The sequence below is a fragment of the Rubrivirga sp. SAORIC476 genome (genome assembly GCF_002283555.1).
GTDB lineage: Bacteria > Bacteroidota > Rhodothermia > Rhodothermales > Rubricoccaceae > Rubrivirga.
Map to the genome: position 1 here is coordinate 1,815,838 of NZ_MVOI01000003.1, position 21,738 is coordinate 1,837,575.

The 21,738-nt window shown below is 68.9% G+C and carries 19 protein-coding genes; 11 read left to right on the forward strand and 8 right to left on the reverse strand.

The features are described from left to right. Positions 1 to 157: 157 nt before the first annotated feature. The 3 genes from B1759_RS09410 to B1759_RS09420 all read left to right on the forward strand — a co-directional run bounded on the left by B1759_RS09410 (position 158) and on the right by B1759_RS09420 (position 3,965). Positions 158 to 736 carry a hypothetical protein gene (locus B1759_RS09410; protein WP_095514750.1) on the forward strand — a complete coding sequence of 193 codons (579 nt, stop codon included), beginning with the start codon at positions 158 to 160 and terminating at the stop codon, positions 734 to 736. 266 nt (positions 737 to 1,002) lie between these two features. Further along, complete coding sequence (locus B1759_RS09415; protein ID WP_095514751.1) at positions 1,003 to 2,286, forward strand: glucose-6-phosphate isomerase; 1,284 nt, start codon at positions 1,003 to 1,005, stop codon at positions 2,284 to 2,286. 824 nt (positions 2,287 to 3,110) lie between these two features. Further along, a complete protein-coding gene (locus B1759_RS09420; protein WP_095514752.1) occupies positions 3,111 to 3,965 on the forward strand; it encodes a universal stress protein in 855 nt (284 codons plus the stop codon). Between the two features lie 39 nt (positions 3,966 to 4,004). Here B1759_RS09420 and cls read toward each other — a convergent pair whose 3' ends face one another. Next, entirely contained in the window at positions 4,005 to 5,462 is a 1,458-nt protein-coding gene (cls, locus tag B1759_RS09425; RefSeq protein WP_095514753.1) for a cardiolipin synthase, read from the reverse strand. A gap of 48 nt (positions 5,463 to 5,510) precedes the next feature. Further along, positions 5,511 to 6,947 carry a sensor histidine kinase gene (locus B1759_RS09430; protein ID WP_158225191.1) on the reverse strand — a complete coding sequence of 479 codons (1,437 nt, stop codon included), beginning with the start codon at positions 6,945 to 6,947 and terminating at the stop codon, positions 5,511 to 5,513. A 256-nt stretch (positions 6,948 to 7,203) separates the two neighbouring features. On the opposite strand from B1759_RS09430, the gene B1759_RS09435 reads away from it, so the two are divergent. Continuing rightward, complete coding sequence (locus B1759_RS09435) at positions 7,204 to 7,986, forward strand: hypothetical protein (protein WP_095514755.1); 783 nt, start codon at positions 7,204 to 7,206, stop codon at positions 7,984 to 7,986. A 30-nt stretch (positions 7,987 to 8,016) separates the two neighbouring features. Here B1759_RS09435 and B1759_RS09440 read toward each other — a convergent pair whose 3' ends face one another. Beyond that, complete coding sequence (locus tag B1759_RS09440; RefSeq protein WP_095514756.1) at positions 8,017 to 8,919, reverse strand: ROK family protein; 903 nt, start codon at positions 8,917 to 8,919, stop codon at positions 8,017 to 8,019. Between the two features lie 49 nt (positions 8,920 to 8,968). Then, entirely contained in the window at positions 8,969 to 11,446 is a 2,478-nt protein-coding gene (locus tag B1759_RS09445; RefSeq protein ID WP_095514757.1) for a DNA internalization-related competence protein ComEC/Rec2, read from the reverse strand. Positions 11,447 to 11,557: 111 nt separating this feature from the next. On the opposite strand from B1759_RS09445, the gene nusB reads away from it, so the two are divergent. Then, positions 11,558 to 12,046, forward strand: coding sequence for a transcription antitermination factor NusB (gene nusB, locus B1759_RS09450; RefSeq protein ID WP_198948804.1), 489 nt, complete (start codon positions 11,558 to 11,560; stop codon positions 12,044 to 12,046). A gap of 4 nt (positions 12,047 to 12,050) precedes the next feature. Continuing rightward, positions 12,051 to 12,755 carry a metallophosphoesterase gene (locus B1759_RS09455; RefSeq protein WP_095514758.1) on the forward strand — a complete coding sequence of 235 codons (705 nt, stop codon included), beginning with the start codon at positions 12,051 to 12,053 and terminating at the stop codon, positions 12,753 to 12,755. On the opposite strand, the gene B1759_RS09460 is transcribed toward B1759_RS09455, so the two are convergent. Continuing rightward, positions 12,752 to 13,270 carry a hypothetical protein gene (locus tag B1759_RS09460; RefSeq protein WP_095514759.1) on the reverse strand — a complete coding sequence of 173 codons (519 nt, stop codon included), beginning with the start codon at positions 13,268 to 13,270 and terminating at the stop codon, positions 12,752 to 12,754. The two genes, B1759_RS09455 and B1759_RS09460, sit on opposite strands and share 4 nt — an antisense overlap. 131 nt (positions 13,271 to 13,401) lie before the next feature. Between B1759_RS09460 and ychF the strand changes: the two genes are divergently transcribed. The 4 genes from ychF (at position 13,402) to B1759_RS09480 (ending at position 16,732) form a co-directional block, all read left to right on the forward strand. Then, positions 13,402 to 14,496, forward strand: coding sequence for a redox-regulated ATPase YchF (gene ychF / locus B1759_RS09465; RefSeq protein ID WP_095514760.1), 1,095 nt, complete (start codon positions 13,402 to 13,404; stop codon positions 14,494 to 14,496). Further along, on the forward strand, positions 14,496 to 15,005 hold the full coding sequence (locus B1759_RS09470; protein WP_095514761.1) for a hypothetical protein: 510 nt from the start codon (positions 14,496 to 14,498) through the stop codon (positions 15,003 to 15,005). Before ychF ends, B1759_RS09470 begins: the two co-directional genes overlap by 1 nt. A 119-nt stretch (positions 15,006 to 15,124) precedes the next feature. After that, a complete protein-coding gene (locus tag B1759_RS09475) occupies positions 15,125 to 15,325 on the forward strand; it encodes a type IV toxin-antitoxin system AbiEi family antitoxin domain-containing protein (protein WP_095514762.1) in 201 nt (66 codons plus the stop codon). Between the two features lie 75 nt (positions 15,326 to 15,400). After that, complete coding sequence (locus B1759_RS09480) at positions 15,401 to 16,732, forward strand: NAD-dependent malic enzyme (RefSeq protein ID WP_095514763.1); 1,332 nt, start codon at positions 15,401 to 15,403, stop codon at positions 16,730 to 16,732. 11 nt (positions 16,733 to 16,743) lie between these two features. Here B1759_RS09480 and B1759_RS09485 read toward each other — a convergent pair whose 3' ends face one another. Next, positions 16,744 to 17,043: a YhbY family RNA-binding protein gene (locus B1759_RS09485; RefSeq protein WP_095514764.1), complete on the reverse strand. Its 300-nt coding sequence runs from the start codon at positions 17,041 to 17,043 to the stop codon at positions 16,744 to 16,746. Positions 17,044 to 17,328: 285 nt separating this feature from the next. On the opposite strand from B1759_RS09485, the gene B1759_RS09490 reads away from it, so the two are divergent. Beyond that, entirely contained in the window at positions 17,329 to 17,760 is a 432-nt protein-coding gene (locus B1759_RS09490; protein ID WP_095514765.1) for a DoxX family protein, read from the forward strand. A 21-nt stretch (positions 17,761 to 17,781) separates the two neighbouring features. Here the strand turns inward: B1759_RS09490 and mfd are convergent, their stop codons facing one another. Together mfd and B1759_RS09500 are read right to left on the reverse strand one after the other, a co-directional pair. After that, positions 17,782 to 21,174 (reverse strand): transcription-repair coupling factor, encoded by a 3,393-nt coding sequence (gene mfd, locus B1759_RS09495; RefSeq protein ID WP_095514766.1) that lies wholly within the window; start codon positions 21,172 to 21,174, stop codon positions 17,782 to 17,784. Positions 21,175 to 21,242: 68 nt separating this feature from the next. Further along, positions 21,243 to 21,725, reverse strand: coding sequence for a hypothetical protein (locus B1759_RS09500; RefSeq protein WP_095514767.1), 483 nt, complete (start codon positions 21,723 to 21,725; stop codon positions 21,243 to 21,245). Positions 21,726 to 21,738: the final 13 nt, after the last annotated feature.

The following is a 21,738-nucleotide window of genomic DNA, read 5'->3' on the forward strand; positions in this document are numbered from 1 at the left end:
AGACGTGGACAGACCCGCTCCCCAACCCCCGGTACATGGCACAGGCTCCCGGATCCGGCGAGGAGAGGATTTTCGCCTCCTGTGATCGGTTCGGCGATGATTCGGTGCGATAGGAAGCAGGTGTCCACGCACCCCTTCCTCGCCAGCCTCAGCGTCCATGTCCCGCTTCCTGCTCTCCGCCAGCCGCCTGCTCGCCCTGCTGCTCTGCGCCGTCCTCCTCTCCGCCTGCGTCCAGGACCTCACCGGACCCGATGACCCTGACGACCCGCCTCCACCACCCGTGCGGATGCGGACTGTCTACGACCTCAAGGTCTCGCCCCGCTACATCGACGTCGTCGGCTCCTGCGACAAGGTGTTCGGATCACCGACGGCTGGAGAGTTCCAGTACCGCGTCGAGGTGAACGGCGAGGGCCGCACCAACGGCTTCGAGAGCCAGAACTACAACTCCCGCCTGGGGGTCGTCACCGGTCGCGTCGCCGGTCAACAGATCACCTTTGCCCCGAGGACCTACACGTGGTCCAGCATGTCCAGCCCCGGTCGGATTGAGGCCGTCGTGTTCGGGACGGAGTGGGACGGCGCCATCCGCGACGGCGACATGAGCAACCGACGCGGCGCACGAACGGTCCCCTTCGCGCTCGGTCGCCGACCCGGCACCGTCACCATCGGCGCGACCTCCGAGTGCCGTCTCGTCCTCGCCTACGAAGCCGAGTGGGTCCAGCGCGAAGTCCCCGCCTGACGCGGGAGAACCGGAGAGGTGCAAGGCGTGGAGCGTCGACGTGAGTCGCCTCACGGCGAGTTGCCGACCACACCGACGCCATCGATCCGGTCTCCGTCGGCCAGGAACGCATCGCCCGCCCCATCTTCGGCGACAGAGCCAAAGGAGCCCGGAGCGAGACGCCGCGACGCATCCCCGCCCCATGCAGCGCTCTCTGATCTCTGTCACTTCCTGACCGGCACCCTATCCGAGCGCAGGCGTACGCCCCACCCCTCGCTCCCGACCCGATGCCGCTCACCTTCGACCGCCACCACGCAGCCGACGCCCTCGCCTCGCTCGACGGCCCCGCCCGCGACACCACCGAGGCCCTAGCTCTCGACGCCCACCGCCGCGTCCTCAGTGGCGAGACCCGCAGCCCCGAGATGCTCGGCTGGCGCGACATGCTCCTCACCCCCGACGACGCCCTCCTCGAACGCATCGCCGCCGACGCCGCCGAGATCCGCGAGCGCGCCGACGTTCTCCTTTGTATAGGCATCGGCGGCTCCTACCTCGGCGCCGAGGCCGTCATGCAGGCCCTCGTCCCGCCTTTCGGCAGCGACGGGCCCGAGATCCTGTTCGCCGGCAACCACCTCGGCCCCGATTACCACGAGCGCCTCTTCGAGTACCTCGACGGCAAGAGCGTCTACGTCAACGTCATCTCCAAGTCGGGCACCACCCTCGAACCCGCCCTCGCCTTCCGCCTCGCCCGCCGCTTTCTGGAGGAGCGCTTCGACGACGCCGACCGGCGCATCATCGCCACCACCGACGCCGAGCGCGGCGCCCTCCACGACTTCGCTGTCGAGAAGGGCTACCGACGCTACGTCGTCCCCAACGATGTCGGCGGACGCTTCTCCGTCCTCACCCCCGTCGGCCTGCTCCCCATCGCCGCCGCCGGCATCGACATCCGGACTCTCTTCTACGGCGCCGTCGCCGAGGCTCGCGATCTGACTGACGCCGACGCTTCCCACCCCGCTCTTCAGTACGCCGCCGACCGCTACACCTTTCACGAGGCGGGCTATGCCACCGAAGTCCTCGCCGTCATGGACCCTCGTCTGAAGGGCCTCGGCGCCTGGTGGCAGCAGCTCTTCGGCGAGAGCGAAGGCAAGGAAGGCAAAGGCCTCTTTCCCGTCGTCCTCCAGTACACCACCGACCTCCACTCCGTCGGCCAGTACGTCCAGCAGGGCAAGCGCCTCCTCGTCGAGACCTTCCTCCGCCTCGACGACGCCGACGCCGGCCTCACGGTCCAGGACGAGCCCGGCGACCCCGACGGCCTCAACTACCTGGCCGGTGTCCCGATGGGCAGCGTCAATGAGAAGGCCTACCAGGGCACCGCCGAGGCCCACGCCGAGGGCGGCGTCCCCAACTGGACCCTCACCCTCTCCCGTCTCGACGCCGAGACGGTTGGCCGCCTCCTCTACTTCTACGAGCACGCCGTCGCCGTCTCCGGCACCATGCTCGGCGTCGACCCCTTCGACCAGCCTGGCGTGGAGACCTACAAGCAGAAGATGTTCTCCCTCCTCGGCAAGCCGTAGGGGCCTCTCTGCCTCCTCCGGTCCGAGCCGCCGTTCCCTCCCGGGGCGGCGGCTCTCTCATTGTCAGAAGGACGCGCCCTTGGCTGCTCGTCCACCCCGCTGAGGCCCACCGATCCGGCCCTCTTCGGACATCCCGGCAGGCACTCACCACACGCGGCTTCTCAGGCCACCCGTCGTCCCCAGCTTCGAAATCGTGCGAGACAGCCTCGGAGGTCATCCACCGACCGGCCCAAACGCTCGAAAAAGGGCTATCCACATCGTGGATGACCGTGTGGATAACCCACCGTTCGTCGGGGAGGCCTGTGGACGCGTTCTCCGATGGGGTCGGACACCCTCCATGCAAGCACCAACCGCCCACGAGATGCTCCGACCCTTGTCCACACCGAAGGTCGGCTCCTCACATCCGGGCTAGGCCGGGGGCTTCCTTGTGGACGAGTGTGGAGAAGTGGACGACGCTCCGAAGATCCCCGTACAGTCTCTCTCCAGCGACGTTCAATGGCTACCGTCTCGTGGACGAGCCCGTGGATGAGGCTGCCGGTTGTCCACGTCCCTCCACAACCCGTCCGCTCCCCCCGGTTGTCCACTCTGTCCACAGGCCTACTACTGATCCTACTCTTTTATCAAATCCCCCTGATGTCTAAGAGGGTGTGGACGAACGGGAGGAAGGAGGGGAGCTCTCAGGAGAGGAAACGCAGAGCCTTCCGTCCGCCACGGAGCTTCCATAGATCACTGATCGCACCCGGTATACCAGTCGGTGACAGGCTGTCAGCCGGCGCGGAATCCTGCCGCTCCCGCGTACCTTCCCGTCCCCTCATCCTTCGGCCATGACTCAGCGCATCCTCGTCGTCCTCGATCCCGACTCTGACACCCCCGTCGCCACAGACACCGCCATCGACATCGCTCGCCTGACCGGAGGCGAAGTCACGGGCCTCGCATTCGTCGACAAGGACTCCATCGGCAACGACGCCGCCGGAGGTGGGATCGGGTCGATGTACTTCGCCGAGCGCCTCCGCGAGCAGCTTACCGAGGAGACGCGCGAGAAGGCCAAGGACCTGATCGCCGCTTTTACCGCACGCGTCGAGGCGCAGGGTGTCGCACACTCCGGCGACCGCGTCGGCGAGGGCGAACTCGTCAAGAGCCTCCTCGACGAGATGCGGACGCACGACCTGCTGGTGGCAGGGCGTGAGAGCCACTTCTACTACGCGGAGCCCGAGCGCCGTACCCATACCCTCGGCAAGGTTCTCCAGGACGCCGCCGCCGCCACGCTCATCGTCGGCACCGAGCGGCCGACCGTCCGACGCGTCGCGGTGGCCTATGACGGCAGCGGGCCCTCCGCGCGGGCGATGCAGAAGTTTGCTCACCTCGCGCCCTTCGGCACCGACCTCGATGTCGAGGTGGTCCACGTCCGCGGCGGCTCCGAGGCGGACGTTCTCGCCAGCGACCGGCTCCGGCAGGACGCGGCAGCCTACCTCCGTGCCCATGGCTTCGAGCGCGTCACCACGACCGCCATCGAGAGCAGTGACCCGGCCAACCGCATCTGCGAACTCGCCCAGGGAGACCGCGCCGACCTCGTCGTCTCGGGCGCGTTCGCCAAGAAAGGCTTCCGCAAGATGCTGTTCGGGTCGAGCGCCACGAAGCTGCTGGAGCAGGCCACCGTCCCGCTCTTCCTCTACCACTAGCCAGAAGGCTCCGCCTCGGCGTCGAGGTGGAGCGGGTCGCTACAGCACCGGCGCCAGCATCCGGGTGGCGTTGGCGGCGAACCGGAACGCGAAGGACTTCCCCTCGATGTCCTTGAGCCCGATCTCGGTGCAGGACGCCAAGTCGCGCTCCAGCATTCGCGCCACGTCGTCGCAGACGCCCTCGTCGTGGGCCACCACCGTCGCCTCGAAGTTGAGGCGGAACGAGCGGTTGTCGAAGTTGGCCGTCCCCACCGCCGCGAAGTCCCGGTCGACGACAGCCACCTTCTGGTGCATGAAGCCGTCCTCGTACAGGAACACGCGGACACCCGTGCGCGCCACATCCGGCAGGTAGGCGTAGGGGACGTACTTGAAGAAGATGCTGTCGCTCGTCCGCGGCATCAGGATTCGCACGTCCACGCCGCGGAGAGCGGCCAGCTGGAGCGCACCGAGCACGCGCCCGTCCGGCACGAAGTAGGGCGTCGCGATCCAGATCCGCTGCTCAGCGCTCTCGATGACGTGCGCGTAGAGCAGCCCGCAAGTTTCGATCTCATCGGCCGGTCCGGACGCCAGCACCAGCGCGGTCTGGTCGGCCTCCTCCGAGGCCGTGGGCTCCCACTGGAGGCCGTCGATCTCTTCACGGGTCCCGTAGAACCAGTCGCGGCAGAATGACAGCTGCAGGCCCTGCACGATCGGCCCGTGGACCCGCAGGTGGGTGTCCCGCCAGTTCCCGATCGTCTCGTCGCGTCCCAGGTACTCATCGCCCACGTTGAGGCCGCCCGCGAACGCGACCCGGCCGTCGCACACCACGATCTTGCGGTGATTGCGGAAGTTGAGGCGTAGCTTCTTGAGCCAGCTGCGCGGCCCGCTGAAGGGGCAGACGGTCACTCCCGCCGCGTCGAGCTCGCGGCGATAGCTGCGAGGCAGTTTGATCGAGCCCACCGTGTCGTACATCAGCCGGACCTCGACGCCACGGCGGGCCGCCGCGATCAGTCGCTCCTTGAACGCCCGCCCGATCTGGTCGTCGTGGATGATGTAGAACTGTGCCAGCACGTACCGCTCTGCCGCGTCGATGCCCGCGAAGAGCGCGTCGAAGGTGTCGTCGCCGTCCACGAGCAACTCGATCTGGTTGCCGGTCGTGAACGGCACCGTGGCCATCTGGTCGAAGGCCTGCATCTCGCCCACCTCCCGGCCCTCGGCCGTCCCGTGCGGGGCGAGAAACGCCTTCAGCGCACCATGCGAGGCCTGCTCCAGTCCGTCCGCGATCTCGTTGTCGAAGGTCCGTAGCGCGTCGACGTAGTCGTCGAAGCGTGAGCGGCCCAGGATGAAGTACAGCGGGATGGCGACCAGCGGCACCGTCGCGAGCGCGAAGACCCACGCCGTGGTCCCCTGCGGCGTCCGCGTCTTCATGACCGCGTCCACCGCCGACAGAAAGCCGAGCGCGTACACGACCGCCAGCCCGATGCCTGCCAGTCCGAAGTTGAAGGTGCCGATGTCCATGACCTCCGTATCCACCCCGCCGCCGCCGCGTTCCCCCGCGCGGCCAGGTCAGCCCGCCTCGGTCTCCTCCAGCGCGTCGAGCGCCGTGACCGACGCCTTGGGCGCGTCGATGGGCAGGCAGACCTCGAAGACCGTGCGGCCCGGGGCGCTCTCCAGCGAAATCGTCCCCTCGTGCTGCATCACGATCCGTCGGGCGATGTCGAGGCCCAGGCCCGTGCCCTCACCAGGCTCCTTGGTGGTGTAGAACGCTTCGAAGATGCGCTCCTGCGCCTCCTCCGGGATGCCCGGCCCGTCGTCAGCGATCGTGACGCAGACGAGCGCTCCCTCGGTGCGTGTCGCGATCTCGACCGTCCCGCCCTCCGGCACGGCGTCGAGCGCGTTGTCGAGGAGGTTGGTCCAGACCTGGTTGATCTCGCCCGGATACACGCACACCTCCGGCACGTCCTCGCCGTAGTCGCGGACCACGCGAACCGACTTGGCTCGGACGGTGTGGCCGAGCATGGTCAGCGTCTGGTCCAGCCCCTCGCCGAGGTCGACTCGCTGGCGGTCGGGCGACTGGTCGCGGTGGGTGTAGCCCTTCACCGAGGCCACCAGATCCGAGATCCGCCCGGCCGCCCGCTCGATCTCGGCGAGCAGACGGTTGGACGCCAGTCCTTTCTCGATCCACAGGATCACGTCCGTCAGCGCGTCCTCGTCCACGTGCTCGGCCATGTGGGTGAGGGCCTTCGGCGTAACGCCCTCCTCGGCCAGCACCTCCGCGATCACGTAGGCATGGGGCACGTCGTGGTCCTCCAGCCAGTCGGCGAGCGCGTCCTCTCGCTCGCCTCGTTCGAGGGTGGTGAGGGTGCCGGGCGTGGGAGCGGTACAGGTCATGAGCGCGGCACGAGCGGCCTCTACCTGGTCCGGCGTGAGGCCGTGGCCGGTGAGCCGGGTCACCAGCTTCGGCATCAGGTCGAGCCGCTCGCGGAGGTCGGACACCGAGCGGCGGATGGCGGCCGCCGGGTTGTTGAGCTCGTGGGCCAGCCCGGCCGACAGCTTGCCGAGCGCCATCATCTTCTCGCGCTGCACGTCGTTCTTCGACGACTCCCGGACGCGATCCGTCATGCGCGCCACGAGCCGCTTGCCCACCTCCGGCATCCGGTTCAGCATCTCCGCGAAGTGCTGCTGGTCGACGCTCGCGATCCGGCTGTCCGCGATCGTCACCCCCTCGCCGCTGAACGTCTCCATCCGCGAGAACGGCAGCAGGCCGCTGATTTCCCCCTCCCGGACCGTCCCGAACAACGTCCGCGTGCCGTTGGTGAGGGAGAAGATCTGGAAGCCTCCCTCGAGCACGGCGAACATGGCCTCTGCCTTCGCGCCGTGCTCGAACGGCCGCACGCCCTCGGCGAACGTACGCTCCTCGGAGACGGAGGCCAGCCACTCGAGCGCGTCGTCGTCCTGGTCGGAGAACACGTCGATGGTGCGGAGGTCGGCGGCGGTGATCATGGCAGCGCAGGGGAGGGGGGAGCGTGAACGCGGGCCCAGGAGGCAGGCTCCGGACCTACCTGCCGCCGAGGGCTTTCCTCGCGGCCTCGGAACGAGCTGGCCCGGTCGGCACGGGTTCGCGGATCGGAACGTTGACCCCTTCTTCCGGTCGGCCTCCTTCGTGCTTGCTCCGCGGGCATGTGGTGGCAGTCTCGGCGTTTCGCCTTCTCTCGACTCGACCGGCAGGGTAGCCTGCGTCTCCATCCCACGCCCTCGAATGCGTTTCCTCGCTCTTCTCGTCGCAGCCGTCACCATTACCGCGTGCGGCTCCTCGCCCCTTCTGTACGCGGCGTCGCCCGCCACATCCGACACCGTCGTCGATGGGCGAGCGAGCGAGTGGCCGTCCGCGCTACGCCCGGTGCCGGAAGAGTCGGGCCTGAGCGTCGGCTTCCGTCACGACGGGGACGATCTCGTGGTCGCCGTCATCGCGGGTGACGACCGGCAGGCACGGCGCATCGCGGTCGGCGGCCTCCGCGTGTGGGTGGACCCGATGGGTGGGACCGATCGCGCGCTCGGCATCCGCTACCCGTCGCCCGAGGCGCCCGACGCCCGGTCGGTGGTGCGGAACGGTCCGCGCGCCGGCGGCCCGGCGGCGAGCGACGATCCCCAGCGGCTCCGGCGCCGGTTCGAGTCCGGCCTCGACCAGATGGAGGTGACCCGTGGCATCCTGACGCAGCGCGCGGCGGCGGACGGCTCCTTCGGCGGGCTGGCTGCCTCTGCGACCTGGGGGGCGCGCGGTCTGGTCGTCGAGATGCGGATTCCGCTGACGGCAGCGCCGGGCCTGCTGGAGACCTCTGCTGATGGAACGGTCGGCATCGGCGTCGAGCTGCTCGACGTGCGGACGACCGCGATGCAGGCCCGCATGCGGAACGGACGCCGCCCGGCTCGCCCCCGCGAGGGCGCCGACGACCGGCCGATGCCCCCGGCGGAAGGTCCGGCCGTGGAGCCGGAGATCGACATCGCGACGGTCACGCGCTGGATGCAGGTGGACCTGGAGTGAGGGGTGGTCTCTTCGCCCGTCGTATGACGCCTAGGGCGTGCTCACCGGCCACAGCCACGCTGCCCCGCGGACGCCGCTCGAATCGCCGTGGACGTTCTGGACCACGCGCGTGACGACTCGGTCCGAGAAGACCCACGGCGCGAGCGCCTCGGCGGCGCTCTCGGCTAGGCCGGGCAGGTTGGACATCCCGCCCCCGAGCACGATGACGTCGGGGTCCAGCAGCGTCACGAGCTGCCCCAGCCCACGCCCGAGGCGGTCGACGTAGCGGTCCATCGTGGCCTGCGCGTCGGTGTCGCCCGCCTCGGCGTGCGCGACGATCTCGCGCGTCGAGAGGGCGTGGCCGGTGTGACGCTCGTGGTCGGCAGCGAAGCTGGGGCCGGAGAGGAACGTCTCGATGCAGCCCGAGCGCCCACAGTAGCAGGGTGGCCCCGGCCGCTCGTCGTCGCGCGGCCACGGCAGGGGGACGTGCCCCCACTCGCCCGCGATGCGGTTGGCGCCGTCCACCACCTCGCCGCGCACCACGAGCCCGCCGCCGACGCCGGTGCCGAGGATGACGCCGAACACGACCTCGGCACCCGCGCCGCCCCCATCGCTCGCCTCCGAGAGTGCGAACGCATTCGCGTCGTTCGTCACCCGGACTGGCCGCCCCAGGTGCGTCGCAAGGTCCTCGCGGAACGGCTTCCCGTTGAGCCACAACGAGTTGGCGTTCCTGACGAGTCCAGAGGCTGCGTCGATGGCGCCGGGGATGCAGAGACCGACTGTCGCCCCCTCGCCGACCGTGCTCTCGATGTCATCCACCACCTGCGTCAGGGCAGCCAGGGTGCCGTCGTAGTCTCGCGGCGTCGCCACCCGCTGACGAACGGCCTCGGTGCCGTCGTCGCGGAGGGCGAGACCCTCGATCTTGGTGCCGCCGAGGTCGATGCCGATGCGCATGGGTGTGGGAGGGGGAGTGTCCGGAAGCCTACGCACAGCGGGTCTCTTCTTACCGCCAGTCCACCCGCTCGACGCGTTCCCCGTCCGAGCGAAGCCAGATGGCGCCTTCGGCGGAGGTGTGGAGCAGGTCGGCGCCGGTCTCGGCCCAGCGCGCCAGCGGCTCGGCGTTCGGCAGGCCGTAGCGGTTGCGCCGCGCCACCGACACGACAGCGACCTCCGGCTGGCCGACGGCTGCAACCAGCGCGGCGGTCGACGACGTGCGGGAGCCGTGGTGCCCCACCTTCACGACGTCGGCACCGAGGTGAGCACGGAACCGGCCGACGAGTGCAGCCTCCCCGGCGACCTCGGCATCGCCGGTCAGCAGCCAGCGAGTCGCGCCGTGCTCGATGCGCAGGACCACCGAGGCGTCGTTGGGTGATGACATCGGCCCAGAAGGTCCCAGGACCCGAATCCGCACCGCCGGGTCGACGGCCAGCGTGTCGCCCCCGCTCACGGGCTGAATGGGAATGCCGAGCGAGTCGGCCACGTGGAGGACATCGGTCCAGAGAGCGGACTCGCCGTCTTGCCCGTTCGTAATCAGCCGGCCCACCTCGACGGCCGTGAGGAGCGACCGGGTGCCCCCGATGTGGTCGGCGTCGGCGTGGGTGAGCACGAGCGCGTCGAGGCGGCGGATGCCGTATCGGTGGAGGTGGGGGAGGAGCGTTCGTTCGCCCTCGTCCACGTACGGCGAGCGCAGCCCGGCGTCCACGAGGACCTGCGCGCCGCCGGGAGTCGAGATCAGCGTCGCGTCTCCCTGACCCACGTCGAGGAACACGACATCCAGTGCTGGCTCGGCGTCGCCTCGCACCACGCCCATCCAGGATCCGAGGGCGAGGCAGCCGACGGCGGCCATCGTCAGGCGTCGCCGGGCGACGGGGCGGCGGCTGAACGCGAGCGCGGCCAGAAAGAGGACGCTCGCCGCCAGGACCAAGGGCGCATCGAGGAAGCCGTCGTAGGTCGCCCACCCGAGCGTTTCGGCACCTGTTTCGGTCGTCCAGAGAAGCGCACGGCCCGCGACATCCGCGAGAGCGCCGAAGGTCGCGGCCAGGACGGGCACCGGTGCGCTGAGCGTGCAGGCGATGCCGGCCCCGAGCGTCGCCGCCGTCAGCGGGATGGCGACGACGTTGAGCACCAGCCCGCCGACGGGGAGCCGCCCGAAGTGGGCCAGCAGTGCTGGGGCCGTCCCGAGCGTCGCCGCCACCGAGGTCGCCATCGACCCGGCCACGAACATCCCTGGAGCCGACTGGCCGATGCGCTCGGGTACGGCGGACGTCAGGAGGGGCGTCAGCGTCACGAGGGCAACTACCGCGCCGAACGACAACTGAAACCCGACGTCGAACAGGGCCGCCGGGCGGTGGACGAGGATCGCGACCGCGGCCACGCCCAGCGTGTTCAGCGCGTCGGCTGGTCGCTCCAACGTCCGGCCGACGAGTACGAGAGCGACCATCACGAACGCGCGCACCACCGACACCGACGCCCCAGCCACGAGCACATAGACCGCCAGCAGCGCCAGTGTGATGGCCGTTCGCGTCCGCTCGACCTGCTGCCGCCGAAGTCCGAGGCGGCCGAGGAGGGGCTTCAGCAACTGGTACAGCACCAGCCCCACCAGGCCGACGTGGAGGCCAGATACGGCCAGCAGGTGCATCAGGCCGGTCGCGCGGAAGGCGTCCAGCGTCGGCGCGTCGATGGCGCTGCGGTCGGCGAGAAGGAGCGCACTCAGAAGCGCCTGCACGTCACGCGTGGGGATGTCGCGAGCCAGTGCCCGACGGACGCGGGCCCGGACTGCCTCCGTGATTCTCGGCACCGGATGGTCGGTCGCGCCGAGGAACGTCACGTCGGCCTCGCTCGCTACATCCAGCATCGCGCCGACTCCCTGCCGCGCGAGGTACGCGGCGTAGTCGAACTGGGCCGGGTTGCGCCGCCTCGGCAGCGGTGCCAGTCGGCCCGTCAGCCGGACGCGGTCGCCAGGGCGCAGGACCGGGTACACGGCACCCGCCTCTCCGATCTGGAGCGACACCTGCACCCGTCCGCTCGCCCGTGCCCGTCGGTCCCCGCGTCCGGCCGAGTCCACGTCGGCCGCGAAGCGGATGGACCACGTCCGCTCAGGTACGTCCGCGACGGTGCCCCAGACGGTGATGGGTGTCGCATGGTCCAGGCTGTCCGCTTCCTCCGCAGACCTCGCGACGTGGGCGATGGCGTCTGGCGGTACCGCGCGCCACGCCGCGTGTCGGGCGGCTCCGAGGGCGATGGCTGCGACCCCCACAGCCAAGGCGACCACCAGAGGTCGCAGCGTGACCAGCTGCTTCCTCGTTCCTGCAACGTATCCGGCTGCAGCCGCGGCGGCGGCCAAGCCGAGAGCGATCCACGCCATCGGGCCGACCTCGGGGACGGCATGGCCGATCCCAATCCCGACCGAGACGACCGCGGCGACGGCCAGTGCGGGGCGCGTCCCGAGGTGGAGCGGGGGAGGGGGAGGAGCGAGCGGCATGACCCCATAGACCCGGAACCTCTCCAGATCTACCCCCCACTTCGTTGCCTCTTGATCCGGTCCATCGCGTTCGGCCGGGTATCTTTGGAATCCCTCGCTCTCTCCCGTCCTGTGTCCCAGCCCCGTCCGAGCAAGCGCCGCCAGGTGCGCGAGCGCGTCCTCCAGGCGCTCTACGCCTTCGAAGCCAGCGGCGACTCGGTCGACCACGTCCTCGCGACGGTCATCCGGCCCGCCTTCGAGGACGACCGGACCTACCTCCGCTTCGCCGAGCGTCTCTTCCTCAAGAGCGCCGACGCGCGTCACGAGTGTGACGTGCTGATCGACAAGCACGTCGAAAACTGGGACCTCAGCCGCATCGCGCGGACGGACCGCTTCGTGCTCTGGATCGCCATCACGGAGTTCCTCTACTTCGAGGACATCCCCCCGAAGGTGACGCTCAACGAGGCGCTGGAGGTGGCCCGTGCGTTCGGCACCGACAAGAGCGCCTCGTTCGTCAACGGCGTGCTGGACGCGGTTCTGCGAGAGCTTCGCCAGAGCGACCGGCTGAAGAAGTCCGGCCGCGGGCTCGTCGACTCGACGAACCGGGGCGGAGGCGCGTAGGGCGATGGGGTGGTACGCGATCGGCGATGTCCACGGCTGCGCGCGAACGCTCGATGCGCTGCTCGACCGCCTGGCAGAGGATGCGGGCGGCGCCCTCGGACCCGCCGACACGCTCGTGTTCGTCGGCGACTACGTGGATCGTGGCCCGGCCAGCCCGCAGGTGCTGGACCGGATGCTGGAGTTGGAGGCTGCCTCGGAAGCGGGGACTGGTCCCCGGGCCCTCTTCCTGCGCGGCAACCACGACCAGATGATGCTCGACTACGCCGACGGCGTCGGCGACGCAGACCTCTGGTGGGTCAACGGCGGCCGGACGACGCTCGCAGCCTACGAAGCACGGGGCGACCTGCGCTTTCCTCCCGAGCACATCGCCTTCCTGCGGCGTACGGTCCTCGCCGCTCAGGGCGCCGGGGCGGCCTACGTCCACGCGGGCCTCGACACGCGCCGGTCGGTCGCGGACAATCTCGCGGACCCGGACCCGCGAATCGTCCTCTGGACGCGCCAGCACTTCGACGCGGATCTCTCGCGATGGGAGATGCCGGTCGTGTGCGGGCACACGCCGGTCTCCGAGCCTGTCGACCACCCCGCGCTGATCGCCATCGACACCGGCGCCGTGTTCACGCATCGCGCCGGACTGGGTCGGATGACCGCCGTGGCGATGCCCGAGCGCCGCTTCCTGTCCGTGCCGACGGTCGACGTGGTCGGCGGTTAGCGTCCGAACGACGTCGACAGCCCCGCTCGGAAGGAGGGACTCTGCGTGCCGACTTCGGCGAAGAAGACCCGGTTGGAGGATCTCCGCAGGGTGACCCGTGCGAACGGATCGATCATGACGGCGAACGCCCGCGACCGGCTCTCGGCCGACTGTTCGAAGAACGCCGTGTAGAACGATGGTCCGATGCGGACGCCAAGGTCCAGGTCTACTGAGCCCGGGTCGCGGTTCTGAACCACGTCAATGACTCGGAAGACGCGAACGGCGCCGCCGACGCCGACGGCCGTGAGCAGGCGCCCGCTGCCGCCGGTCACCCGCGGCACGTAGTCGGCATAGAGCGCGACTTCGCGGGTGAAGACGGTGAACGCGGGCGTGGTGCCCTCCGCCACCACCCCGATTCCTGGTCCGAACCCACCGCCCACGTAGACGCGCGGTCGGCTGCCGAGCGGGTCGGGCCCCGCCTGCCCGAGCGCGGGCAACGCCAGCAGGAGGGCGAGCAGGGAGAGGAGACGGCGCATGCCGGGAAGCTACCGGCGCGCACCGCCGTGTGGGGCTGCGCTGACGTGTCCTCCAAATCGTTCTTCGCCCCCACTCCGCCCGCCCCGGAGCGCGGTTCGGTAGACTCGCGGCTCATCCAATCCGAGACCCCATGGCTCTCCGCGTCGGCATCGTCGGGCTCCCCAATGTGGGCAAGAGTACCCTCTTCAACGCGCTCTCCGAGGCGGGCGCCGAGGCAGCCAACTATCCGTTCTGCACCATCGAGCCGAACGTCGGGGTGGTGCCGGTGCCGGACGCCCGGCTGGACCGCCTAGCAGAGCTGGCCGGGTCGGCGCAGACGCTGCCCGCTGTGATCGAGTTCGTCGACATCGCGGGCCTGGTGGCGGGCGCCTCGAAGGGGGAAGGGCTGGGCAACCAGTTTTTGGCCAACATCCGAGAGACAGACGCGATCGCCCATGTCGTCCGGTGTTTCGAGGACCCGAACGTGGTGCACGTGGAGGGCTCGGTGGACCCGCTCCGGGACATCGAGACCATCGAGACCGAACTGCTGCTGAAGGATCTCGACACGGTCAGCAAGCGCCTCCTGCGCGTCGCCAAGTCGGTCAAGACGGGCGACAAGGGGGCCAAGGCCGAGGCCGACTTCCTCGCACGTCTGGAAGAGCACCTTGGCGATGGGCTTCCGGCCCGCACGTTGGAGGTGTCGGACCAGGAGGCCGTCCTCCTCCGCGAGCAGTTCCTGCTCTCCGCCAAGCCGGTGCTGTACGTCGCTAACGTCGGTGAGGGGGATCTGCCGGACGGCAACGCGTACGTCGAGAAGGTCCGCGAGCGCGCCGAGGCAGAGGGCGCGGGCGTGGTGCTCATCTCGGCCGAGTTCGAGGCTCAACTGGTGGAACTCGACGACGAGGACCGGGCCGACTTCCTGGAGTCGGCGGGCGTCACGGAGTCCGGCCTCGATCGGTTGGCGCAGGCGGCCTACGCGCTGCTCGGCCTGATCACCTACTTCACGGCCGGGCCCAAGGAGTCGCGGGCGTGGCAGATCTCTCGGGGCACGAAGGCGCCGCAGGCGGCGGGCGTCATCCACACCGACTTCGAGAAGGGTTTCATCCGCGCCGAGACCATCAAGTTCGCCGACTACGACCGCCTCGGCAGCGAGACGGCAGCCCGCGAGGCGGGCGCGATGCGCAGCGAGGGCAAGGAGTACGTGGTCGCCGATGGGGACGTGATGCTGTTCCGCTTCAACGTGTGATGCGTCCCGTGGATCTGGAGACCACCGAGGACATCGTGAGGACGCGCGGTCGCCTGCTGGGCGATCTCTCCTGGCGCCTCGTGGGGGTGCTCGGCGTCTTGCTCGCCGTCTTGGAGGCCCAGGCCCAGGCGGCGAACGAACTCCGGCACCGGACGCCTGACGAGCAGGGACCGACCGGCGCCACACTCGACGTTCGCGTTTCCGCAGATGGGACGATGCGACTCGACGGCGTCGTGTCCGATTCCTCGTCCGTCTCACGCTCGGTCCGGTCCCACATTCGACGGCAGCCGAGTGGGTCTGTGAGATTCGGAACGGAGCGTGGCCTGCCCTACGAGATCTACATCCAGCACCTCGACACTCTCAAGGCAGCGTACCTGGCGGAGTGGGACGAGATCTCCCTTCGCGACTACGGCATCCTGTACGAGCGGCTGAAGTCCTCGGCGCGCGACGCTGTGAGGGCAGAGATTCCGCTAGGCATCGTGCTGGAGGAGCCTCGCACCGATCACTGAGACACCGGGGGAGACGGCATCCGAAACGCTGACGGACGTCGCCGGTACAACCCACTAGCGGATCACGCAGTGCAGCCCGGTCGGGGCGGCCCGTTCCGCTCCCCTGTTCTCTCTTCGACATGTCCTTCACGCCGTCCTCCGTCGCCCAGACTCTCTTGTTTCACCTCGCGCGCACGCCGGGCGCCGTCCACCGCGACCGCCTCGCTGAGTTGGCGGGTACGACGAAGGACTACGCGGGGCGTGTGCTGAGCAAGATGGTAAAGCGGGGCCGCATCGAGCGCGTTGGAAGGGGCACGTATGACCTCGTGAGTCGCATCTGAGTAGTCGACGGGGCGTGTCCGGTGAAGACGGATCGATCCCTGTCCGCCCAGGTGGGGGCGGGATAGCTTGCCTGCATGCCTGACTCTCACCCGCCGCTCCGCTCCGCACTCCCGGAGTACGACGTTGTCCTGACGGTCCGCAACCCCCAGCGGCCGGGGATGATCGGTCGTCTGCTCGGTCTCGTCGGCGACCTCGGTGCGCTCGTGGGCGACATCGAGACGCGGTACATCGGGCGAGACCACTTCCTGCGGGACGTGACGCTGTCGGTGTTCGACGAGTCGCACCTGGCTGAGGTGCTGGCTGCGATCCGGGAGCAAACCGACACGGAGGTCCTGGACGTCAAGGATCTGGTCTTCGAGCGCCACGTGGGGGGCAAGATCCGGGTGGTGAGCACCACCGAGGTGGAGCGGCTCGAGGACCTGCGGTACATCTACACGCCAGGCGTCGCGCGCGTCTGCCGTGCCATTGAGGCCGACCCCGGTCGAGCGCGGGAGTTCACGGCGGTGGGTCACACGGTGGGCATCTTTACCAACGGCACGCGGGTGCTCGGGCTGGGCAACATCGGTGCGCTGGCGAGCCTGCCGGTGATGGAGGGCAAGGCGGTGCTCTACGATCGGTTCGTAGGGCTGAGCGCCGTGCCCATCGTGATCGACGAGGAGGACCCGGAGGCGTTCGTCGAAACGGTGGTACGCGTGGCGCCGAGCTTCGGGGGGATCCATCTGGAGGACATCCAGACGCCGGACTGTTTCTGGATCGAGGAGGAGTTGATCCGGCGGTTGCCTCAGCCGGTCATGCACGACGACCAGCACGGCACGGCTACTGTCCTCCTGGCGGCCGTACTGAGCGCGCTCCGCCACACGGGCCGCGAGGGAGACCGAGACCTGACGTGTGCCCAGGTGGGCCTCGGAGCCGCCGGACTCGCCATCGCGACGCTGCTTCTGGAAGCGGGCTTCCGCGTCATCGGCGTGGATCCGGGGGAGGACGCGCGGCAGCGTCTCGAAGCGCGCGGGGGGCGGACCGCCTCGCTCGAAGACGCCGCGGCCGAGGCCGACGTGCTGATTGCGACCACTGGCGTGGTGGGGCTCATCACGCCTGCACTGATCCGCCCGGGTCAGATCGTGCTCGCGCTTTCGAACCCCAACCCTGAGATCACGCCCGAGGCGGCGCTGGCCGCGGGCGCGGCGTTCTCCGCCGACGGTCGCAGCGTCAACAACGCGCTCGCGTTCCCGGGTCTGTTCAAGGCCGCGCTCGACGTGGGCGCTCCGGCCATCACGAGCCGCATGAAGATCGCGGCGGCGGAGGCCATCAGCGCCCTCGCCCCGGCCGACGAACTGGTGCCGAGCCCGTTTCACCCCGACGTGCATACGCGCGTCGTGGAGGCGGTGACTCGGGCGGCCTCGGTGTAGTCTCGGCGGGACTACGGGAGCCGGATGGTCGGGTCCTCCGGGTCGGCGCGGTAGAGGGTCGCGTTTCGTCCCACGACCTGGACGACGGTGGCGTTCTGGACCCGGCCTGCCAGCGCGTGGGCGGTGTCCTTCGCGCTCTCGGGCGCGGCCTCCAACACACGCACCTTGACCAGTTCGTGGGTGTCGAACGTCTGCTGGAGGGCCCGGACGGCGGCGTCGGTAACGCCTTCCTTGCCGATGTGGGCGAGGGGCTTGAGGGCGTGGGCGAGGCCGCGGAGGTGGGCGCGCTGCTTGGAGGTGAGGTCGGCCATGGGGGGGCGGAAGGGCTGAGCGCAGTATCCGCAATCTGAGCGGCGCGGCGTCGTGAGTCTGAGCGAACTCGCGTGAGTGCGCTCTGAAATGGTCTACACATTCCGTGGGTCCAGGTCATGCGCGATGGGCCAGAGTTCTGTCCGGGGAGTCCACCTCAGGACTCCTTATGGCCGCGACTCTCACCAGCGAGGCCATCGGGTAGGGTCAGGGCGGACTTGAGATGACGCAGCCTGCGATCCTGTCTCGGTCGTGGTCGTAGAGTGTGCCTCTCCCGCTTCTGACTCATGCTGCATTCTCTCCTGTTCGGCTCCGGCGACACGTCTCGGCCCACTGATCTGGGCCTCCTCGTCCTCCGGCTCGGCATCGGGCTGACGCTGGCGCTCGCCCATGGACTGGGCAAGCTGCCACCGTCCGACGGGTTCATCGAGGGCACGGCGGCGATGGGCTTCCCGCTGCCGGTTCTGTTCGCGTGGGCGGCAGCACTGAGCGAGTTCCTCGGGGGGCTGTTGCTCGCGGTCGGGCTGGCGACGCGACCAGCGGCGGTGTTCGTGTCGGTGACGATGGCCGTCGCCTTCTTCGTCCGCCACGGCGGTGACCTCGGGGAAGGGGAGAAGGCCTTCCTGTTCCTGGTGGGCGCGGTCGCGCTGGCGGTGTCCGGCGCTGGGAAGCTCTCCCTGGACGCATGGATCCGGTCGAAGCGGACCCATCGTCTGTGACGCTCGCCAGAGGCGCTGTCCCTACGCCTCTGTCGCTTCAGAATCGATGAGCGCCTCGGTCGTCTCTACCAGCGTGCCGAGGTGAGCCTGGGCGGCTTCGAGGGACGGGATGTCTTGGAGGATGGCGCGCAGCTTGCCGCTGCGACTCTCCTTCATCACGTAGCGCGTGCCGGACGTGTTGAGAGCCTCCAGCAGCGCGTGGAAGATGCGCGTGTGGAAGTAGGGGTCGTCGGCGGGTTCGGGAATGGTCAGGAAGAGCCGCTGATTCATCCACACGACGCGAGGGAGGCGGAGACGCATCGCCTGCGGACGCATCGCAGCGAGCCGGAGCAGCGTATCGATCTCATGCGGCGCGGGACCGAACCGGTCGGTCAGCTCGGCGCGGAAGGCATCGATCTCTTCCGTGGTGTCGAGATCTGAAAGGCGCCGATAGAGGTTGAGGCGCTCGACGGGGTTGGAGACGTAGGTCGTCGGGATGAACACGTCGTCCTCCACGTCCACGGTCGGCTCGGGTGGGGGAGGGGCAGTGTCCTGGTCGGCGAAGACGTCGGCGAACTCCTCGTGGCGAAGCTCCTGGACGGCTTCGTCGAGGATCTTGTGGTAGGTCTCGAAGCCCACGTCCTCGATGAAGCCGGATTGCTCGGCACCGAGCATGTTGCCGGCGCCGCGGATGTCGAGGTCGCGCATCGAGAGGTTGAAGCCCGACCCCAGGTCGGAGAACTCCTCGACCGCCTGGAGGCGCTGCCGGGCTTCTTTCGTCAACGAGTGGACACTCGGGACGAGGAGGTAGCAGAACGCTTTCTGGTCGTTTCGTCCGACGCGTCCGCGGAGCTGGTGCAGATCGGCCAGTCCGTGCCGCTCGGCGTGGTTGACGATGATGGTGTTGGCGTTGGAGACGTCCAAGCCGGACTCCACGATGGTGGTGCTCACCAGGACATCGAACTTGTGGTCCATGAAGTCCATCATGGTCTTCTCCAGCGTCGCCGGTGGCATTTGCCCGTGGGCAGCCCGGATGCGCACGTCGGGCGCGAGGGCGCGGACCATAGCGGCCATCTCGTCGATCGTCTGGACGCGGTTGTGGATGAAGAACACCTGCCCGCCGCGGTGGACCTCGTAGAGGATGGCGTCTCGGATGAGGTCGCGGTCGAAGGTGTGGATCTCGGTGATGACCGGCTGCCGGTTGGCGGGCGGGGTCTGGATGAGGGACAGGTCTCGAGCGCCGAGGAGCGAGAACTGGAGCGTCCGCGGGATGGGCGTCGCGGTGAGCGTGAGGGTGTCGACGTTGGGCCGCAGCTTGCGGAGCTTCTCCTTGGCGCCGACGCCGAAGCGTTGCTCCTCATCGACGATGAGGAGGCCAAGGTCCTTGAAGGCGACATCCTTCGAGAGCACGCGCTGGGTTCCGATGACCACGTCCACTGTGCCATCGGCGAGGCCGGCGATCACCTCCTTCTGCGCCGCCTTGTCGACGAAGCGCGAAAGCTGAGCGATGTGAATGGGGAAGCGGCCCATCCGCTTGATGAACGTCTCGGTGTGCTGTCGCGCGAGCACCGTGGTGGGGACCACCACGGCCACCTGCTTTCCGTCCTGGATGGCCTTGAACGCAGCCCGGATGGCCACCTCGGTCTTGCCGAAGCCGACATCCCCACAGACGAGCCGGTCCATCGGGATCGCCTGCTGCATGTCCTCCTTGATGGCGTCGATTGCGGTCGCCTGGTCGGGCGTCTCCTCGAAGGCGAAGCTGGCCTCCAACTCGCGTTGCCAGATGGTGTCGGCCTTGAAGGCGTAGCCCTGCGAGGCGCGGCGCTTGGCGTAGATCTGGATCAGGTCGCGAGCGATGTCCTTGACTCGTTTCTTGGTCCGCGCCTTGAGGCGGTCCCACGCACCGGTCCCCAGCTTGGTCAGCTTGGGCTGGTGGCCCTCCTTGCCGGTGTACTTGTGCAGCTTGTGCAGCGCCGTGACGTTGACGAACAGCTCGTCGTTGCCCTGGAAGATGAGCCGCACCGCCTCCTGCGTCTGCTCGCGGACGGTGATCGTCTGGAGGCCAGCGAACTTGCCGATGCCATAGTCCACATGGACGACGAAGTCGCCGGGGCGGAGCGACTTGACCTCACGGAGCGACAGACCACCGCGGGCCTTCTTGCGCTTGCGTGCCGTCGGCCGGTGATAGCGGTCGAACAGCTGGTGGTCGGTGTAGACGGCGAGGGATGCCTCTGGGATCTCGAACCCCTCATGGAGGCTCTCGACGATGAGATCGGCCGGAGGGGGCTTGCCGGTCTCGAGGTCGCCTCCGAGCAACTCCCACAGCCGATTCTTCTGCGAGCCACTGTCGCACAGGACCACGAACTGCGTGCTCATGCGGCTCCCGAGGTCCGCGCGGAGGCGCTTCAGGTCGCCATTGTACGAGGGCTGTGGCGTGGCCTTGAGCTCAGCGGTGAGGTCGCCTTCGCCCGAGAAGGTGCCGAAGAGGAGGGTCGGGCGCGCGTCGATGAGCGCCGACAGCGTGTCGCCGGTGAGGTAGCGTTCCTCCGGTGCGTGTGGCGGGTCGTCCTCCGCGTCCGCCTCGGCCACGCGCTGGACGTACGCAGCAGAGGCTGTCTCGAACCGCTCCTGTGCCGACTCGACCAGCCGCTGGCTGTCGAAGAGCGCGAGTGGGGTGGAGGTGGGGAGGTAGTCGAGCGCCGTCACGTGCCCGCCCTCGGTGTAGCGCTCGGCGCCCAGGTTTGGAACCAGGCGGGCTGTCTCGAGGCGGCTCACCGAGCGCTGTGTCTGCGGGTCGAACTCACGGATCTGGTCGACCTCGTCGCCGAAGAACTCGAGGCGGATGGGGTAGCCTCCGGCGAACGGGTACACGTCCAGGATGCCGCCACGCAGCGCGAGCTCGCCGGGCTCGCTGACGAACTCGACCAACTCGAAGCTCTGTCCAGTGAGCCGGTCCATCAGGTCTTCGGGGGCAACTTCTTCCCCGATCCGCACCGTAAGCGTCTCGTCGCTCACGGTCTCCGGGAGCGGCACCAACTCCGAGATCGCTTCGACGCTGGTGACCAGCAGGCCGTCGAACCCGTCGCGCAAGCGGCCGAGCGCGTCGGCTCGCTGGACGAGGGGGAGCGTGTCCGAAAGCTGCTCGGGGTCATACGGGTCGTGGCCGGTGGGCGGCAGAAACAGGATGCGGTCGTCGGAGCCGAGCACCTGCTCCAAGTCCGAGCGGAGGTAGTCCGCGCTTTCGCTCTCTGCCAGGAGGGCGACGATCGGGCCGCCGGTCTGCTCCAGCACATCGGCCAGTACGAAGGCGGGAAGCGAGCCTGCCGTGCCCTTAATGCGGAGCGATTGGCTGGGCGCGAGCCCTTTGGTTTCCTCGCGTACCTGCGCGAAGAAGGGGAGAGCGGCGAGGGTAGTGCGGAGGTCAGAGAGCGTCACGGGCAGAGCACACGGCGAGCCCGGCTCCTCAGCGGAGACGGGCAGGAGAAGAACGAAAACGTCTTGCGTCAGCGGCTACCGAAGACGACGCGGCCACGCGGAACCTGCCCCCGCACTGGCTCGCCGTCGGCAGGGCTCATCGGGTAGGATTCCCCGTCGAACCGGAGTCGGGACCACCCTCGGGGGCTGCGGACGATGAGGTCGCTCCAGTATCCCCGGCTCCGGACCACGCGGATCGGTCCGCTGACCATGCTGATCTCAGCGGAAGGGCGGAAGCGTCCGAACTCCTCGGCATCGCGCGGGTCCATCTGCTCGAATACGAGAAGCGTGCACCCGCCCGAGCCGCACCAGTCGGCGCCACTCAGGTAGACGAGCGCGTCCTCACGCCCATCGCGGGTGATATCGATCCACGCGATGCGCGTCGTCCGCCGGCTCCAGTCGAGCCCGATTGGCCGGACGTACTGCGTGATGGCAGCATACAGATCGTCCGTCCTGCGGTCCGTCGTGTCCGCGGAACAGGTGAGGGCGAGCAGGAGAGACAGAGTCCACATGTCCAGCTTGGGA

What these genes read in the sequence shown, in the direction of transcription:
- B1759_RS09410 (WP_095514750.1), top strand. Translation starts at nt 158, where the DNA reads ATGTCCCGCTTCCTGCTCTCCGCCAGCCGCCTGCTCGCCCTGCTGCTC.
- B1759_RS09415 (WP_095514751.1), top strand. Translation starts at nt 1,003, where the DNA reads ATGCCGCTCACCTTCGACCGCCACCACGCAGCCGACGCCCTCGCCTCG.
- B1759_RS09420 (WP_095514752.1), top strand. Translation starts at nt 3,111, where the DNA reads ATGACTCAGCGCATCCTCGTCGTCCTCGATCCCGACTCTGACACCCCC.
- cls (WP_095514753.1), bottom strand. Translation starts at nt 5,462, where the DNA reads ATGGACATCGGCACCTTCAACTTCGGACTGGCAGGCATCGGGCTGGCG.
- B1759_RS09430 (WP_158225191.1), bottom strand. Translation starts at nt 6,947, where the DNA reads ATGATCACCGCCGCCGACCTCCGCACCATCGACGTGTTCTCCGACCAG.
- B1759_RS09435 (WP_095514755.1), top strand. Translation starts at nt 7,204, where the DNA reads ATGCGTTTCCTCGCTCTTCTCGTCGCAGCCGTCACCATTACCGCGTGC.
- B1759_RS09440 (WP_095514756.1), bottom strand. Translation starts at nt 8,919, where the DNA reads ATGCGCATCGGCATCGACCTCGGCGGCACCAAGATCGAGGGTCTCGCC.
- B1759_RS09445 (WP_095514757.1), bottom strand. Translation starts at nt 11,446, where the DNA reads ATGCCGCTCGCTCCTCCCCCTCCCCCGCTCCACCTCGGGACGCGCCCC.
- B1759_RS09455 (WP_095514758.1), top strand. Translation starts at nt 12,051, where the DNA reads ATGGGGTGGTACGCGATCGGCGATGTCCACGGCTGCGCGCGAACGCTC.
- B1759_RS09460 (WP_095514759.1), bottom strand. Translation starts at nt 13,270, where the DNA reads ATGCGCCGTCTCCTCTCCCTGCTCGCCCTCCTGCTGGCGTTGCCCGCG.
- ychF (WP_095514760.1), top strand. Translation starts at nt 13,402, where the DNA reads ATGGCTCTCCGCGTCGGCATCGTCGGGCTCCCCAATGTGGGCAAGAGT.
- B1759_RS09470 (WP_095514761.1), top strand. Translation starts at nt 14,496, where the DNA reads ATGCGTCCCGTGGATCTGGAGACCACCGAGGACATCGTGAGGACGCGC.
- B1759_RS09475 (WP_095514762.1), top strand. Translation starts at nt 15,125, where the DNA reads ATGTCCTTCACGCCGTCCTCCGTCGCCCAGACTCTCTTGTTTCACCTC.
- B1759_RS09480 (WP_095514763.1), top strand. Translation starts at nt 15,401, where the DNA reads ATGCCTGACTCTCACCCGCCGCTCCGCTCCGCACTCCCGGAGTACGAC.
- B1759_RS09485 (WP_095514764.1), bottom strand. Translation starts at nt 17,043, where the DNA reads ATGGCCGACCTCACCTCCAAGCAGCGCGCCCACCTCCGCGGCCTCGCC.
- B1759_RS09490 (WP_095514765.1), top strand. Translation starts at nt 17,329, where the DNA reads ATGCTGCATTCTCTCCTGTTCGGCTCCGGCGACACGTCTCGGCCCACT.
- B1759_RS09500 (WP_095514767.1), bottom strand. Translation starts at nt 21,725, where the DNA reads ATGTGGACTCTGTCTCTCCTGCTCGCCCTCACCTGTTCCGCGGACACG.